Source organism: Streptomyces sp. Y309, from assembly GCF_056712025.1.
The window spans coordinates 493,205-508,534 of record NZ_CM160048.1 but is presented as its reverse complement, the minus strand read 5'-3'; the positions used below and the strand labels follow the sequence as shown (position 1 = coordinate 508,534).

At 69.8% G+C, this 15,330-nt stretch carries 12 protein-coding genes and 2 pseudogenes; 4 read left to right on the top strand and 10 right to left on the bottom strand.

Annotation, left to right across the window (positions count from 1 at the left end; translation table 11 throughout):
• Nucleotides 1–16 precede the first annotated feature (16 nt).
• On the bottom strand, nucleotides 17–445 hold the full coding sequence (locus AC0KTA_RS02120) for a PPOX class F420-dependent oxidoreductase (RefSeq protein ID WP_481053356.1): 429 nt from the start codon (nucleotides 443–445) through the stop codon (nucleotides 17–19).
• Between the two features lie 93 nt (nucleotides 446–538).
• Here AC0KTA_RS02120 and AC0KTA_RS02115 point away from each other — a divergent pair, with 93 nt between their 5' ends.
• Together AC0KTA_RS02115 and AC0KTA_RS02110 are read left to right on the top strand one after the other, a co-directional pair.
• A complete protein-coding gene (locus AC0KTA_RS02115; protein ID WP_481053355.1) occupies nucleotides 539–952 on the top strand; it encodes a roadblock/LC7 domain-containing protein in 414 nt (137 codons plus the stop codon).
• Between the two features lie 109 nt (nucleotides 953–1,061).
• A complete protein-coding gene (locus AC0KTA_RS02110; protein WP_481053354.1) occupies nucleotides 1,062–2,078 on the top strand; it encodes a DUF6397 family protein in 1,017 nt (338 codons plus the stop codon).
• On the opposite strand, the gene AC0KTA_RS02105 is transcribed toward AC0KTA_RS02110, so the two are convergent.
• The 3 genes from AC0KTA_RS02105 to AC0KTA_RS02095 form a co-directional block, all read right to left on the bottom strand.
• Entirely contained in the window at nucleotides 2,079–2,597 is a 519-nt protein-coding gene (locus AC0KTA_RS02105) for a tetratricopeptide repeat protein (RefSeq protein WP_481053353.1), read from the bottom strand.
• A gap of 110 nt (nucleotides 2,598–2,707) precedes the next feature.
• The gene (locus AC0KTA_RS02100; RefSeq protein ID WP_481053352.1) at nucleotides 2,708–3,610 is read right to left on the bottom strand and encodes an acyl-CoA thioesterase; all 903 of its coding nucleotides are present in this window, start codon (nucleotides 3,608–3,610) and stop codon (nucleotides 2,708–2,710) included.
• A gap of 37 nt (nucleotides 3,611–3,647) precedes the next feature.
• Nucleotides 3,648–6,221 carry a DEAD/DEAH box helicase gene (locus AC0KTA_RS02095; RefSeq protein WP_481053351.1) on the bottom strand — a complete coding sequence of 858 codons (2,574 nt, stop codon included), beginning with the start codon at nucleotides 6,219–6,221 and terminating at the stop codon, nucleotides 3,648–3,650.
• 61 nt (nucleotides 6,222–6,282) lie between these two features.
• On the opposite strand from AC0KTA_RS02095, the gene AC0KTA_RS02090 reads away from it, so the two are divergent.
• The gene (locus AC0KTA_RS02090; RefSeq protein ID WP_481053350.1) at nucleotides 6,283–7,077 is read left to right on the top strand and encodes a metal-dependent hydrolase; all 795 of its coding nucleotides are present in this window, start codon (nucleotides 6,283–6,285) and stop codon (nucleotides 7,075–7,077) included.
• Nucleotides 7,078–7,188: 111 nt separating this feature from the next.
• Here the strand turns inward: AC0KTA_RS02090 and AC0KTA_RS02085 are convergent, their stop codons facing one another.
• Nucleotides 7,189–8,226, bottom strand: coding sequence for an HD domain-containing protein (locus tag AC0KTA_RS02085; RefSeq protein ID WP_481053349.1), 1,038 nt, complete (start codon nucleotides 8,224–8,226; stop codon nucleotides 7,189–7,191).
• 97 nt (nucleotides 8,227–8,323) lie between these two features.
• Between AC0KTA_RS02085 and AC0KTA_RS02080 the strand changes: the two genes are divergently transcribed.
• Nucleotides 8,324–8,971 (top strand): class I SAM-dependent methyltransferase, encoded by a 648-nt coding sequence (locus AC0KTA_RS02080; RefSeq protein ID WP_481053348.1) that lies wholly within the window; start codon nucleotides 8,324–8,326, stop codon nucleotides 8,969–8,971.
• 25 nt (nucleotides 8,972–8,996) lie between these two features.
• Here the strand turns inward: AC0KTA_RS02080 and AC0KTA_RS02075 are convergent.
• The 5 genes and pseudogenes from AC0KTA_RS02075 to AC0KTA_RS02055 all read right to left on the bottom strand — a co-directional run bounded on the left by AC0KTA_RS02075 (nucleotide 8,997) and on the right by AC0KTA_RS02055 (nucleotide 15,293).
• Nucleotides 8,997–10,645: pseudogene (locus AC0KTA_RS02075) on the bottom strand (VWA domain-containing protein).
• Between the two features lie 26 nt (nucleotides 10,646–10,671).
• Nucleotides 10,672–11,647: pseudogene (locus tag AC0KTA_RS02070) on the bottom strand (AAA family ATPase).
• Between the two features lie 110 nt (nucleotides 11,648–11,757).
• Complete coding sequence (locus AC0KTA_RS02065) at nucleotides 11,758–12,564, bottom strand: endonuclease/exonuclease/phosphatase family protein (protein ID WP_481056280.1); 807 nt, start codon at nucleotides 12,562–12,564, stop codon at nucleotides 11,758–11,760.
• Between the two features lie 199 nt (nucleotides 12,565–12,763).
• Nucleotides 12,764–14,152 carry a C4-dicarboxylate transporter DctA gene (gene dctA, locus AC0KTA_RS02060; protein ID WP_481053347.1) on the bottom strand — a complete coding sequence of 463 codons (1,389 nt, stop codon included), beginning with the start codon at nucleotides 14,150–14,152 and terminating at the stop codon, nucleotides 12,764–12,766.
• Between the two features lie 85 nt (nucleotides 14,153–14,237).
• Nucleotides 14,238–15,293 (bottom strand): tartrate dehydrogenase, encoded by a 1,056-nt coding sequence (locus AC0KTA_RS02055; RefSeq protein WP_481056279.1) that lies wholly within the window; start codon nucleotides 15,291–15,293, stop codon nucleotides 14,238–14,240.
• Between the last annotated feature and the right edge of the window lie 37 nt (nucleotides 15,294–15,330).

Genomic DNA, 15,330 nt, shown 5'->3' with positions numbered 1-15,330 from the left:
GGCGGCGCGCGGAGCCTCAGTCGGCGACCTCGCCCTGTGCCAGCACCTTGGCGATCCTGACCCGGACCAGCAACTCGCCGGGCACGCCGTTGCGCTCGCCGAACTCCTCGGCCCGGTCCTCGCCCATGTACCGGCCACCGATGCGGGCCGCCCAGTGCCGCACCTGCTCGAGGTCCTCGATCAGTTCGGCGCGACCCTGCAGGACGACGAAGGCGAACGGCGGCCGGTCGTCGTCCACGCACAGTGCCACGCGTCCGTCGCGCGCCAGATTGCGTCCCTTGACGGTGTTCTTTCCGGTGTTGAACACCAGGTCGTCCCCGTCCAGGACAAACCAGATCGGCGCCACGTGCGGGCTGCCGTCCGCCCGGACGGTCGACAGCTTGCCGGTGCGGGTGCCGTGCGAGACGAACTCCCGCCATTGTTCATCGGTCATGTTCTGTGCCATGTCCCCATCATGCTTGCCGGGACGCCGGAGGTGGGGAAGGCTGGCAGGTCAGATCCTCCAGCCAGGGGGAGCGACGCAGGGGGAGAAGGGGCCATGGCTCAAAACACGGGGCTCGGCTGGTTGCTCGACGACCTGACGAAGCGTGTGGAGCACGTACGGCACGCACTGGTGCTGTCCAACGACGGCCTTGTGACAGGGGCGAGCTCGGAACTCGAGCGTGAGGACGCCGAGCATCTGGCGGCGGTGTCGTCCGGGCTGCACAGCCTGGCGAAGGGGTCCGGCCGCCATTTCCACGCGGGCGCCGTCCGGCAGACCATGATCGAGTTCGATGACGCCGTCCTGTTCGTGACGGCGGCGGGCGACGGCAGTTGTCTGTGCGTCCTCAGCTCCGCGCAGGCCGACATCGGCCAGGTCGCGTACGAGATGACGCTGCTGGTGAACCGCGTCGGCGAACACCTGGGCGTGGGTGCGCGCCATCCGGCACGGACGCCGGTCGTAGACCTCTGACCTGCTGAAACGCCTCCGCGGCGAGAGTTATCCACAGGCCGAGCGGGATCTGGTGCGTCCGGGCTACGGTTTTTCCACGAGCAATGACCAAGCACGGGGGAGAACCGCCATGACTGGCGACACACAGACCATCGCGCAGCCTGCATCTGCATCTGGATCCGCACGCCGGGGCTCTCACCTCGGGTCGACCACCCCTTCCAGCCATCCGCCGACCTCGTCGGCCGGCCCGCCATCCACGGTCGCGCGCAGTCGCGCCGCACGTGAACTGGGACTGAAGCGCGGCGAGTTCGACCTGGCCGTGATGCTGGGCCGGATCCGCACCGTGGCGGACCCGGCGGGCGGCCGGAGGCGCGTCAGGCGCGAGGAGATCGACCGCGTGCGGGAGGCGCCGGGATTCCCGGAGTCCTTGCGAGACCACATCAAGGCGGTGGGAACAGCCGAGGGCGCGGCCCTCATGGACATCACGCCTGCCAGGTTCACGCGCCTGGCTCGCGCAGGCGTCCTGACGCCCGTGAAGTTCTACATCAATCGGTACAGGGCGGTCGTCTGGCTCTATCTCGCCGAAGAACTAAGGCAGTTCGTCGCATCCGAGGCGAATGCTGCCCTGCTCACCGGCCGCGCACCGCAGGTGCTCCGTGCCCGGCTGGAAGAAGGCGTGGACCTGCGGCCGCGCAACTGGCGGGGCCGGCACGCCGGGTTCCTGCTGCGCCAGTCGGAGGACCCGTGGGAGCGTGCGGCCGCAGGCGCGTCGCTGCTCGACCCGGTGCAGCTCGCGGAGGTGGTCAGGGACCCCTACGAACGCGCCTATCTGAACCGTCTCAAGCCCGAGCCGCTGACGCAGGCCCCGCCCGAGTCGCCCACGACGCGCATCGTCGAACGCATCACGACCGCGGACGACCCGGACGAGATGAGCTGGCTGAGGGCGAATCTGCTCCTCACCCTGGAGGAGGCCCGGCGGCTGCGCCCCGCACCCCGGCCGGGCCGTCCACCGATCGTCGCCACACCCCGCCCGCACCCGGCGCCGGATCCGCCGCCGTGGCCCGCCGCGCGCGTCGCCCCCGAGGTGGCCGAGCGGCACGATGAGCCACGTGGACTGTTCAAGTGGCTGCGCCGCAGGCGGAATTAGCTAGACGGTCTCGTCGAGGTTCTTGGCGTAGTACTCGATGGCGGGGCGGTAGGCGGCGATGTCCGGGTCCCGGCTTGTCGCGGTGAGGAGCCGCAGCAGGATTCCCATCGCGTCGTGGGCCTGGCCCGTGTTGTACAGCGCCATGGCGAGGAAGGTCTTGAGGGCTCCGTCGTCCGGATACTCCTCGGACGCCTCGCGCAGGGCGGTGACGGCTTCCTCGTAGCGACCGAGGACGCGGTAGGTACTGCCGAGGCCGACGAGCGCTCCGCGCCGGTCGTCGTCCGACAGGCCCGGCCGCTGGATCGCGCGCAGGTAGTACGGCAGGGCCTCGGCTTCGAGGCCGAGCGTGTCGTGCACCCAGGCGGTCTGGTACGCCACTTCGGGATCGTCGGGGAAGCGCTCGCTGAGGGGGACCAGGAGTGCGCGCGCCTCCTCTCGGCTGCCGCTCTCGCGGAGTCGTACGGCCTCGGCCAACACCTTGTCCCGGTCGTCGCCCGCTCCGGTGCCGCTGTCGCTCATGTCGTGCTCCCGTCGGTCGTCCTTACACCCGGAGGCTCTCATGTCCCATCGACTGTCCCATCGACCGAACCTTCCGCCCGCCCCGCCCACATCGAGACGCCTCCCGCGGCTCAGGCTTCCGGCGTCGGCGTGCCCATGTGCCGGGGCGTGTGCGGGCGGAAGAGCCCCTCCTGGACGACCGAGACGAGGAGCCGTCCCTCGATGTCGTAGATGCGGCCCCGCGCCAGCCCCCGGCCGCCCGTCGCGATCGGCGACTCCTGGTCGTACAGGAACCACTCGTCGGCGCGGAAGGGCCGGTGGAACCACATGGCGTGGTCGAGCGAGGCCATGTCGAAGCCACGCGGGCCCCACAGCGGCTCCACGGGAATGCGGACGGCGTCGAGGAGGGTCATGTCGCTGGCGTACGTGAGCGCGCAGGTGTGCACCAGCGGATCGTCGCCCAGCGGGCCGACGGCGCGCATCCACACCGCGCTGCGCGGCTCGGCGTCCTTGATCTCCTCGGCGGTCCAGCGCAGCCGGTCCACGTAGCGGATGTCGAAGGGCTGCCGCCGCGCCATCCGCTCCAACTGCTCCGGGAGCGCGCCCAGGTGCTCCTTGATCTCCTCGGTGACCGTCGGCAGCGACTCCGGGGCGGGGGCCTCGATACGGGGCGGCAGCTGGTGCTCGAAAGCGCCCTCTTCGGGCTGATGGAAGGAAGCGGTGAGATTGAAGATGGTGCGACCCTGCTGGATCGCCGTGACGCGGCGCGTGGTGAAGGAGCGGCCGTCCCGCACCCGCTCCACCTGGTACACGATGGGCACGCCCGGTCGGCCGGGACGCAGGAAGTACGCGTGCAGCGAGTGCACCGGCCGGTCGCCCTCGGTGGTGCGGCCGGCCGCGACCAGCGCCTGCCCGGCAACTTGCCCGCCGAAGACACGCTGGAGGGACTCCTGCGGGCTGCGGCCGCGGAAGATGTTGACCTCGATCTGCTCCAGGTCCAGCAGATCGACCAGGCGGTCGGCGGGGTTGTTCATGACGGTCTTTCGACTCCTGTCCAGGGGCTGGGGGCGCTCAGAGCTGCCCGACGTCCGTGACGCGGACGACGGCGCGGCCCTCCTCGTCGGAAGCCGCGAGGTCGACCTCCGCGCTGATGCCCCAGTCATGGTCGCCGTTCGGGTCGGCGAACGTCTGGCGGACGCGCCAAAGACCGTGCTCCGGGTCCTCCTCGATGCGCAACAGCTTGGGGCCGCGCGCGTCGGGACCGGTGCCGAGATCGTCGTATTCGTCCCAGTACTTGTCCATGGCCGCGCCCCAGGCGTCCGCGGCCCAGCCCGACTCGGCGTCCAGCTCGCCCAGCTCCTCGACGTGGTCGAGGGCGGCGAGCTCGACACGGCGGAAGAGCGCGTTGCGGACCAGGACACGGAAGGCACGGGCGTTGGCCGTCACCGGCTTCACCTGGTCGGCCTTCTCCTGGGCCTCCTCGGCCGTCATGACCTCGGGGTTGGCGAGCTGCTCCCACTCGTCCAGGAGGCTGGAGTCGACCTGGCGGACCATCTCGCCGAGCCAGGCGATCAGATCCTCTAGGTCCTCGGACTTGAGGTCGTCCGGGATGGTGTGCTCCAGCGCCTTGTACGCGCTCGCGAGGTAGCGCAGGACGATGCCCTCGGTGCGGGCGAGCTCGTAGAACGAGGTGAACTCGGTGAAGGAGAGCGCCCGTTCGTACATGTCGCGGATCACGGACTTCGGGGACAGCGGGTGGTCGCCGACCCACGGGTGGCTGGTGCGGTAGGTGTCGTAGGCGTGGAAGAGGAGCTCCTCCAGCGGCTTCGGGTACGTGATGTCCTGAAGGCGCTCCATCCGCTCCTCGTACTCGATGCCGTCGGCCTTCATCAGCGCCACGGCCTCGCCGCGCGCCTTGTTCTGCTGGGCGGCGAGGATCTGGCGCGGGTCGTCGAGGGTGGACTCCACGACGGAGACCATGTCGAGGGCGTACGAGGGCGACTCGGGCTCGAGGAGTTCGAACGCGGCGAGGGCGAACGTCGACAGCGGCTGGTTGAGGGCGAAGTCCTGCTGGAGGTCCACGGTGAGGCGCACGACGCGTCCGGTGGCGTCCGGCTCGTCGAGCTTCTCGACGACGCCCCCGGCGAGCAGGGAGCGGTAGATGGCGATGGCGCGGCGGATGTGGCGGAGCTGCTGCTTGCGCGGCTCGTGGTTGTCCTCCAGGAGGTGGCGCATCGCCTCGAAGGCGTTGCCGGGCCGCGCGATCACCGAAAGCAGCATGGTGTGGGTGACGCGGAACCGCGACGTGAGCGGCTCGGGTTCCGAGGCGATCAGCTTCTCGAAAGTGCCCTCGGTCCAGCCCACAAATCCCTCGGGAGCCTTCTTGCGGACCACCTTGCGGCGCTTCTTCGCGTCGTCGCCCGCCTTCGCGAGCGCCTTCTCGTTCTCGATGACGTGCTCGGGCGCCTGCGCCACGACGAAGCCAGCCGTGTCGAAGCCGGCGCGCCCGGCGCGGCCGGCGATCTGGTGGAACTCCCGCGCGCGCAGGGTGCGCACGCGATTGCCGTCGTACTTGGTGAGCGCCGTGAAAAGGACCGTGCGGATGGGCACGTTCACGCCGACGCCGAGGGTGTCCGTGCCGCAGATGACCTTGAGGAGACCGGCCTGGGCGAGCTTCTCGACGAGGCGGCGGTACTTGGGCAGCATGCCGGCGTGGTGCACGCCGATGCCGTGCCGGACATAGCGCGAGAGGTTGCGGCCGAACTTCGTGGTGAAGCGGAAGTTGCCGATGAGCTCGGCGATCTGGTCCTTCTCGGCGCGCGTGCACATGTTGATGCTCATCAGCGACTGCGCCCGCTCCACGGCCTGGGCCTGCGTGAAGTGCACGATGTAGACCGGCGCCTGCTTGGTCTCCAGGAGCTCGGTCAGTGTCTCGGTGATGGGCGTGAGGCGGTACTCGTACGAGAGCGGGACGGGGCGGGTCGCGGAGCGGACCACCGAGGTGGGGCGGCCGGTGCGGCGGGTGAGGTCCTTCTCGAACATCGAGACGTCGCCGAGCGTGGCGGACATGAGGACGAACTGCGCCTGAGGCAGTTCGAGCAGCGGGATCTGCCAGGCCCAGCCGCGGTCCGGCTCCGCATAGAAGTGGAACTCGTCCATCACGACCTGGCCGATGTCGGCGTGCTTGCCGTCGCGCAGCGCGATGGAGGCGAGGACCTCGGCGGTGCAGCAGATCACCGGGGCGTCGGCGTTCACGGAGGCGTCGCCGGTCAGCATGCCGACGTTCTCGGTGCCGAAGAGCTTGCACAGGTCGAAGAACTTCTCCGACACCAGCGCCTTGATCGGAGCGGTGTAGAAGGTGACCTTGTCCTGGGCGAGCGCCGTGAAGTGCGCGGCGGCCGCGACCAGGCTCTTGCCGGAGCCGGTGGGTGTCGACAAGATCACATTTGCCCCGGAAACCACCTCGATCAGCGCCTCCTCCTGGGCCGGATAGAGAGTGATCCCCTGGTCCTCGGCCCACGACGAGAAGGCTTCGAAGAGGGCATCGGGGTCGGCATCCGGCGGCAACTGATCGATAAGGGTCACACCCCCATCTTGCCTCCCTTCCCGCCGGATCAGGGAACCGGACGACCACACGAAGATCACGAACGCTACGCTGTTTTGCCAACGGGGCGTCGGGTCAACGGAAATGGGGCGGGCAACAGCAATGATGGGACCGGCACACTCACTGTCGGGGGCGGCGGCCTGGCTGGGCGTCGGCGCCGCCGCGGCGGCCGCGGGGCACTCGATGCCCGGGCCGGTCCTGCTCGTGGGAGCCCTGATCTGCGCCGGGGCCGCGCTCGCGCCCGACCTCGACCACAGGTCGGCGACCATCTCGCGCGCCTTCGGGCCGCTCTCGCGCGGCCTGTGCGAGATAGTCGACAAGCTCTCGTACGCCGTCTACCGGTCGACCCGCAAGCCCGGCGACCCGCGTCGCTCCGGCGGCCACCGCACGCTCACGCACACCTGGGTCTGGGCGGTCATGATCGGCGTGGGCTCCTCGGTGCTCGCGGTGGCCGGGGGGCGCTGGGCGGTGCTCGCGCTGCTGTTCGTGCACATGGTGCTCGCCATCGAAGGTCTGCTGTGGCGGGCCGCGCGCGGGTCGAGCAGCGATGTGCTGGTGTGGCTCCTCGCGGCGACCAGCGCGTGGATCATGGCGGGCGTGCTGGACAAACCGGGCAATGGGTCGGACTGGCTGTTCACGGCGCCGGGCCAGGAGTACCTGTGGCTCGGGCTGCCGGTGGTGCTCGGTGCGCTGGTGCACGACATCGGGGACGCGCTGACCGTCTCCGGCTGCCCGATCCTGTGGCCCATCCCGATCGGCCGCAAGCGCTGGTACCCGATCGGGCCGCCACGCATGATGCGGTTCCGGGCCGGGAGCTGGGTCGAGCTGAAGGTGCTGATGCCGGTGTTCATGCTGCTCGGGGGAGTGGGGGGCGCGGCGGCGCTCAACTTCATCTGAGGCGGTGGTGCGCCCGCCTGTGGCGCTGGTGCGGTCGATCGCGGTGGCCGGGTGGCGGTGACTCAGGTGCTGTCCGGGGGTGGGCTGGTGCCGTGCTCAGACGGCCGGCACTCAGGTCCACCAGACGTGGAACTCGGTGGACAGCGATCTCAGAGCGTCCAGCTCGGCTGCCAGCTCCGGCGCGGACACCTCGATCCGCTGCCCCGCCACCAGCGGCGCGGAGCTGTAGATCTTGCGCAGTGAGAAGTCCCAACCGGAAAGGTCCCCGGGAGCCTCTCCGGCCGCGACCTTCAGCCGGTGCAGCTCGTACCGGATCATGGCGCTCTCCGCTCGCGTGTCGTCGCAGGAGTCGAACGCGGACCACAGCTGCGGGTCGGTCATCCGGGCGAGCCGGGCCGGGGCGAGGCCCGTGGATTCGAGCAGTCGGCAGGCCAGGCGCCGGACCACCGAGACCGGGCCCACGTTGTCCCACGAGGTGTGCAGCCGTGCTTCCGCGCAGATCAGGTCGACAAGTGACGCGGCAGTCTCGCGGTCGCCCGATACCGCGGAGTCCTGGAGGTCGAGCCGGTCCAGCATGACCGCTGGATCAGCATCGAGACGTCCGGAGGCACGACCGCTACGCACGTAGGAATCGAGGTGGTCGAGGTTCAGCAGGCCGGAGCGGCCAGTGAGTGGCGAGGGCGGCGGCCCGCCGAGTCGGGTGATGACGGCGTCGGTGCTGATTCCGTGCTTCTGCAGCGCAGCATGGATCGGGTCGGTCCGCAGCAACTGCAAGCCGATGGCGTGATGGTTGAGGCCTGCGATGCCTTCGAAGGTGTGGCTCAGTGGCAGGTGGCCGATGTCGTGCAACAGCGCCGCGACCCGTAGGAGTTCGTCGTCCGGGCGGAAGTGCGCGCCCAGCGCCAGTACACCGAGGGTGTGTTCAAGCCTGGAGTACGACTGCAGGGTGCTGATCATCGAGGCCCCGCCGTGTGCGACGAAGTGCAGGCGCCGTAGCGGTTCGGTACGCAGCAGGTCGACTTCCACGGGGTTCAGGTGGACGGTTGTCCGCCACAGCGGGTCGGTGAACACCGGGGACAGGCCCAGAACATTGGTCGGGACGGGCCCGGCGGCGGCATCCCCGAAGCCCTGGAGGGAGATCTGATCCATTTGGCTATCCACCACGTCACCCTAAGACAGCCCAGGCGAACGGCGGGAGGGGAGATCGTCTTGGCTCGCCTCGGGGCCAGGAACTACTGTCGCGAGCATGGTCGAACACGATGCCCTCACTGTCACCCGCGACGGTTACGACGCCGCTGCCTCCACCTATGCGGAGCTGTTCCGCGACTCGCTGCGTGACAGTCCCGTGGACCGCGGGATATTGGGCGTCTTCGCCGAGGTCGTCAGTGCGAGTGGGGACGGTCAGGTCGCGGACCTGGGGTGCGGGCCTGGCCACATCACGGCTTATCTGGACGAGCTGGGGCTGGCGGCGTTTGGTGTTGATGCCGCTCCTGCGATGATCGAGTTGGCTCGGCAGGCCTATCCGGATCTGCGGTTCGAAGTGGGCTCGATGGCCGCGTTGAACATCGCCGACGGCTCGCTGGGCGGCGTACTCTCCCGTTGGTCCGTCATCCACACGCCGCCGCAGGAACTGCCCGACATCCTGGCGGAGTTCCACCGCGTGCTGGCACCTGGCGGCCACCTCCTGATCGGCTTTTCGGCAAGCGAAGATGCGTCTCACCCGACGCAGGTCTTCGACCACGCAGTCGCGCCGGCCTACCGGTGGTGGCCCGATCACCTCGCCAGGATGCTGCGCGAGTCCGGGTTGGCCGAGGTGGCCCGGATGGTTCGCGAGCCTCAGCCCACCGACCGGCGGCAGTTCAAGGAGATTCAACTGCTCGCCCGCAAAGCCTAGGCAGCGGCTGTCTGGCCGGGGCGGGCTAGATCACGCGGAACAGGTCGGCGGCGGCGTGGACGTCGGTGAGGTCCTCGATGGAGCGGAGGTTGTCGCACAGGATCTCCAGGACCGATTCGGCCTCGGCGGCGGGAGGGGAGCCGACGGCCAGGCCGAAGACCCAGAAGCCCAGCAGGCGCTTGGCGTCGTTCCAGCCGCGCATCCATTCCTCGGTGACGCCGCATTCGTCGTCGGTGAGCATCGCGATGTCGCCGCGCGTGCGGGCGGCGTCGTTGAACTCCTCCTCCAGCAGCTCACGGGCGGCTGTCAGCGGCGTCTGGAAGCTGGTACGGCCGCCGAGGAAGGTCTCCGCGAAGTCGAGGATCCGGGCGATGTCGGCGGGCGGGCCGGCCGGGAAGCGGAAGACCTGGATCTTGTCGGCGGCGGAGAACAGGACGCCGACGAAGTCCCGCCGGGCGTGCCGGGCCTGGTCCAGCAGCGCCAGAGCGCACGCCTTGGCCCACGCCCCCCCCGGCTGACTCCGCCCGGCCCCTCCGCGTACATGGAGTGCGAGGTGTCCACGCACGCGATGATGGCGCCCCGGCCGGTGGTCTGTTCTCCCTGGCTGTCGAAAAGCATCAGCTCCCCGGCGGCGTAGCGCGCGGCGAACACCGCACGCAGCTCGGGCAGGCCGAGGTTGGCCAGCTCGGAGGGGATCATGCGAGAGAGGTCGTTGCCGAGCGTGACGCCGACCAGCTCCCCGGCGGCGTTCTCCACCTTGCGGGCGCGCTCGCCGCCGGCCATCTGCCGGAAGCGACCGATCAGCTCGGCCCACAGCGCGAGACGGCTCGTGCGGAGCCGCTCGGCGAGCCGGGCGCGCTGGTCGAACGGCATCCGCTCCAGCTCGCCGGGGCCCATGCCCCATGCCCGCATCAGCGCGGCCTCCTCCCGGGCGCCCTCGGCGGCCTTCGCCGCCGCGTTCCGGGCGGTGGCACGGATACCGGGGGCAGGCGCCGCGAGGGCCTGCGCGGCGTCCTGGGCGGCCTGCCGCGCGGCGTCCTCGGCGTGCTCGGCGGCCTCGATCGCCTGCTGTACGGCGTCGGCGGCCGGGGTCGGCGAGATGCCGGCCTCATCGGACCAGCCCGCCTCGTCGGTGGCCCGCCGGAGCGCCTCGCCCATGGCGGTCGCCGCGCCTGCGACGTCCTGGTGGGCCTTCCTCGCCCGCTCGGCCTGTTCCTGGGCATCCCGGGAGCGCTCCAGCATCCGGCGCAGCGCGGTGGCCTGGGCGAGTACGGCCATGGCGGCGGCATAGGGGTCGCCGGCCGTCTCCCGGCGCAGCTCGGCGTACTCCGGTGATTCCATCAGCGAGCTGATGACCTGGTGGTTTACCAGCCGGGACGGGTCCATCTCCGCGCGCTCGCGCAACCGCGGGCCGACCTTGTAGGCGGCCAGGAAAGCATCGGTCAGGAGGTCGGTGGTGTACGTGGTGTGGGTGGTGTGGGCGTAGCGCTCGTTCAACTCCTCGGCCAGCTCGCGCAGTCCGGCCGACTGCTCGTACGTGTCGCGCCATGCGATCCGGTCGAACCGGTCCGCGACCACGGCCGCGGTGTGCCGCTCGGGAGCGGCGGCGGACTGGGCCAGCCGCTTCCCGGCCCGGCTCGCCAACTCGTTGAGGTCGCCTGGTGTCCTGCCCATGGTCCTGTGGCCCTGATCCCCGGTGTTCAGAGCTGGGCCTGCGCCATGCTCGCGTCCATGCCGAGGGCTCGGTGAGAACGCGGGCGCGGACGGCGCGCTGGCGGCCGGTGACCCGGTCGATGGCGGCGGTGGAGCGGCCGGCGCCCGCCGCCTCCTCGCGCAGCTTCTCCAGCCGCTTCCCGGCCATGGCGAGCTGGTTGTGGGCCTTCTTGATGACCCACTCGCTCAGCGCCTCGCGGGACTGCCCGGCCATGGCGTCGAGTTGGGCCTCCAGCTCCTCGATGGTGTCGGCCAGGTCGAGCGCCTCCTTGGCGTCGGGGTTGACCAGGTGCAGCACCTCGCGCTCGACGGCCGGGCGCTCGGCGGGGGAGTCCCACAGCACGTGAGTCAGCACCGACACGTCGGACTCGCCGACGGCCGGGCGGCCGTCGAGGTACGCGGACGCCTGGAGCAGGCCCACCGCCTGCCGCCAGCGACGGTCGGGGGCGACGAGTTCCTTGCGGCGCAGGGAGGCCCGCAGCGTACGCACCGCGTCGACGATCACGTCGGGGACCTCCACGGCCGGGACGGCTTCGGTCACGGCGTGCTGCAGCGCGGCCAGTTCGATCGTGGTCCGTGTCGGCGCCGCAGGGCGGCTGACGGCGGAGCGGACCAGCGCGGCGAAGTTCGAGGGGTCTTCCAGGTAGCCGACCTCGATCCGCACGAGCAGCCGGTCGTAGATCGCGGCCGAATCCTCTTCGCTGGGCATTTCGTTGCTCGCCGTGATGGCCCCGATCAGGGGGCAGCGGATCGGCTCGCCGCCGCTGACGCCCCCTCGATCCGGGCCGTGAGCTCCCGGGCCATCTCGGACTTCGCGGTTCCGGGCGGGCCGAGCACCAACGAGTGCTGTCCGGCCAGCAGCGTCGTCACCAGCGTCCGCACCACGTCGGCCCGCTCATAGAAGCGGTCCGACAGCTCGTCGCAGATGGCCCGCAGCCGCTTGGCCGTGTCCTGTGCGTTCATTTTCAACTCCCCACCTGTGACGGCCTTGTGGGCTGACGAGACGGGCCCCTTTTGCCCGAGCAAGACCAGGTGCCTGGGTCTGTCTCGTTTTGAGTGAGGTCCAGGTCGGATTAAGTGAGGTCCAGGTCGGAGTGCTGCAGGTGGTGGTCCGAGTACGAGGTGGGATGCACACGGTGCTCAAGCGGGACGATGTCTCGCAGGAAGATGTAGTCGAACTTGCTGTGCCAGTCGGTGGTCGGCTCGCAGGTGCCGGTCCCGGTGGGTGAGGGATGGCACTGGGGGTCTGCATCCGCGGCCAGTGCCCATACGTCGGTGAGTTCGGGGGCGTCCGGCACGGCGTTGAAGTCGCCGAGAACGATCGCGCGGTCGTGCCGGGCGACGTCCGCGGCGAGTACGCCGGTCTGGTCTGCCCGGACCGCTTCTTGACGTCGTTGGGCGAGGTGCGTGTTGAAGACCCGGACGCGCTGGCCGCCCACAACGGTGGTGACTGCCATGTACCCACGGTCTTCGGATCCGCCGTCGGGGTATTCCACGTTCACGCGGTCTGTCATCCGTGCCGCGGAGAGGACCGCCTGGCCGAAGGCCCCCGGACTCCACGGCCATCCCCCGCAGCGGCTCCGATTCCGGAGGACCGAGCCGTACTCGACGTGGTAAACCAGCCCGTGAAGGCTCTCCAGATAGTCCCGGATCCTCTCGACGTCACGCACGCACGCTTCTTGCAGGCCGATGACCTGCGGCGCATACGTGGCGATCTCCGCTGCCCGACCGACGTTGCTTTCGTCGCAGGGGTTGCAGATGTTCCACGTCATGACCCGGTTCGGTACGACATCCTTGGCGGCCTCGACAGGCGATGACCTGCCGAAGAGGGTGTCGCCCGGTGCACTGGGGCCGACGAGCACCATGCAGGCCACGGCCATGGCGCCCGCGTGCAACCGCGTGCCTTTTCCGAGCACTATCGCCTCCTCGACGTGGACACACACAGCACATCTGACGTATCCATGCACGAGGTTATGGGACGGCGCGGGCGATGACACGGCCGCTCCGCGAAAACCGGCTGAGGCGCCCTGCGCGGGGCGGGCGGCCAAGCTTGACCCACGGGCGAACGAAACCGCCCAGTCATGTCTTGGTCAGTGCCGGTGCGGATCCGGTGTCCTGCGCCGGGGGCGGCGTTGCCTCCGGTTCCGGTTCCGGTTCCGGCTCCGCAGTCGGTTCGGGTGTCCCGGTGCGCAGGACCCGGTTGACGCGTGCGGTGTCGAGGACGCCTTCCCAGCGGGCCACAATGAGGGTGGCGACGCTGTTGCCGGCGAGGTTGGTCAGGGCGCGGCACTCGGACATGAACTTGTCGATGCCGAAGATCAGCATGATGCCGGCCGCGGGCACGGTGCCGACGCTGGAGAGTGTGGCGGCCAGGGCGATGAAGCCGGCGCCGGTGACGCCGCCCGAGCCCTTGGACGTGAGGATCATGACGGCAAGCAGGCCGAGCTGCTGTCCGAGGGATAGCGGGGTGTCCGTGGCCTGGGCGATGTAGACGGCCGCAAGGGACAGGTAGATGGAGCTGCCGTCGAGGTTGAAGGAGTAGCCGGTCGGCACCGTCAGGCCGACGATGTCGCGGCGTACGCCGAGGCCCGTGAGTCTGGTCATCAGCCGGGGCAGCACGCTCTCGGAGGAGGACGTGCCGAGGACGATGAGGAACTCCTCGCGCAGATGGTTGAGCAGCCGGAAGATGCTGATCCGCAGGAGGGCCAGGGCGCCGCCGAGGATCACGACGACGAAGAAGAGCGAGGTCCCGTAGAACAGGCCGATGAGTCGGCCGAGGCTGGTCAGGGTGGAGATGCCGTACTTGCCGATGGTGAAGGCCATCGCCCCGAAGGCGCCGACGGGCGCGGCCAGCATGATGTAGTGCAGGATCTTGAACACGACGGTGCTCAGCCGGTTGATCCCGTCGACGATCGGGACTCCGGTCGGTCCCACGGCCTTGAGCGCGATGCCGAACAGCACCGAGAAGAAGATGACCTGGAGGATGTTTCCCTCGGTGAAGGCGCCCACAGCGCTGGAGGGCACCATGTCGGTCAGGAAGTGCCACCAGCTCTGGCCCTCGCCGTCCTTGACGTACTGTGCGGCGTCGCCGGAGAGGCGCAGTTCGCCGGGGTGGGCGTGGACTCCGGCGCCGGGCTGGAAGACGTTCACGGCGATCAGGCCGAGAGCCAGGGCCACCAGGGTGCCGGCCTGGAAGCAGACCAGGGACTTGAGACCGACCCTGCCGACGCGGCGCAGGCTGTCGACACCGCCGATCCCGCCCACGATGGTCAGGAAGACGATCGGCGTGATGAGCATCTTGATGGCGGACACGAAAGTGGTGCCCACCGGCTCAAGGCCGACGCCGACGCCCGGCCAGAGCCAGCCGGTCAGGATGCCGCAGACGATCGCGGTCAGGACCCAGAAATAGAGCTGCCTGTACCAGGGCTTGGACGGCGGGCGCACAGGGACGGATGCGGGTGCTGCCATGGCAGTTCTCCTCGTCTCTCCTCGTCGAGGAACGTGGACGTCTCTACGTCGAGGAACGTGGACGCAGCCGGGACGTCGGAGCGGGTCAGAGCAGTTCGAGGAGCTTGTCGGTGAACTCGGCGGTCGTCGCGTCGCCACCGAGGTCGGGCGTGCGGACGTCGGTCTTGGCCAGCACCCCGGCGATCGCGTCGGTGACGTCCTTGGCCGCCTCGGCGTGCCCGAGGTGGTCGAGCATCATGGCGGCCGACCAGATGGCGCCGAGCGGATTGGCGATGCCCCGCCCCGCGATGTCGGGTGCGGAGCCGTGGACCGGCTCGAACATCGAGGGGAAGTCGCGCTCGGGGTTGAGGTTGGCGGCCGGGGCGATGCCGATGGACCCCGCGACGGCGGCGGCGAGGTCGCTGAGGATGTCACCGAACAGGTTCGAGGCGACGACCACGTCGAAGCGGGCCGGGTCGAGGACGAACTTCGCCGCCAGCGCGTCGATGTGCTCCTGGTCCCACGAGACCTGCGGGTGGGCGGCAGCACGCTCGGCGACGAGTTCGTCCCAGAACGGCATGGTGTGCACGATGCCGTTGGACTTGGTGGCAGAGGTGAGCGTCCCGCCGCGCCGCGAGGCCAGCTCGAAGGCGAAATCGACGACCCGGGTCACCCCGGCACGGGTGAAGACCGCTTCCTGGACGGCCATCTCCTCGGGAGTCCCCCGGTTCAGGCGGCCGCCGATCTCGCTGTACTCGCCCTCCACGTTCTCGCGTACGACGACGAAGTCCACGTCACCGGAGGCGGCAGCGCGCAGCGGGCTGTCGACTCCCTCGAAGACGCGGATCGGCCGCAGATTGACGTACTGGCGGAAGCCGCGCCGGATCGGGATCAGCAGCCCCCACAGGGAGACATGGTCGGGCACGCCCGGGTAGCCCACGGCGCCGAGCAGGATCGCGTCCTTGTCCCGGAGCTGTTCGAGGCCGTCGTCGGGCATCATCGCGCCCTCGCGCAGGTAGCGCTCGCAGGACCAGTCGTAGGTGGTGTACGAGAAGCCGATGCCGTGGCGGGCGCCGACGGTGTCCAGCACGTGCCGGGCGGGCGGCAGGACTTCGGCGCCGACGCCGTCGCCGGGGACGAGCGCGATGTGATGGCGGGTCATGCGGTGAGGGCGGGTCATGCGCCGATTGCAGCAATCA

Coding starts and splice junctions, on each gene's coding strand:
- AC0KTA_RS02120 (WP_481053356.1), bottom strand. CDS start 445: ATGGCACAGAACATGACCGATGAACAATGGCGGGAGTTCGTCTCGCAC.
- AC0KTA_RS02080 (WP_481053348.1), top strand. CDS start 8,324: ATGGTCGAACACGATGCCCTCACTGTCACCCGCGACGGTTACGACGCC.
- AC0KTA_RS02065 (WP_481056280.1), bottom strand. CDS start 12,564: ATGGCCGTGGCCTGCATGGTGCTCGTCGGCCCCAGTGCACCGGGCGAC.
- AC0KTA_RS02055 (WP_481056279.1), bottom strand. CDS start 15,293: ATGACCCGCCATCACATCGCGCTCGTCCCCGGCGACGGCGTCGGCGCC.
- AC0KTA_RS02090 (WP_481053350.1), top strand. CDS start 6,283: ATGATGGGACCGGCACACTCACTGTCGGGGGCGGCGGCCTGGCTGGGC.
- AC0KTA_RS02115 (WP_481053355.1), top strand. CDS start 539: ATGGCTCAAAACACGGGGCTCGGCTGGTTGCTCGACGACCTGACGAAG.
- AC0KTA_RS02110 (WP_481053354.1), top strand. CDS start 1,062: ATGACTGGCGACACACAGACCATCGCGCAGCCTGCATCTGCATCTGGA.
- AC0KTA_RS02100 (WP_481053352.1), bottom strand. CDS start 3,610: ATGAACAACCCCGCCGACCGCCTGGTCGATCTGCTGGACCTGGAGCAG.
- dctA (WP_481053347.1), bottom strand. CDS start 14,152: ATGGCAGCACCCGCATCCGTCCCTGTGCGCCCGCCGTCCAAGCCCTGG.
- AC0KTA_RS02085 (WP_481053349.1), bottom strand. CDS start 8,226: ATGGATCAGATCTCCCTCCAGGGCTTCGGGGATGCCGCCGCCGGGCCC.
- AC0KTA_RS02105 (WP_481053353.1), bottom strand. CDS start 2,597: ATGAGCGACAGCGGCACCGGAGCGGGCGACGACCGGGACAAGGTGTTG.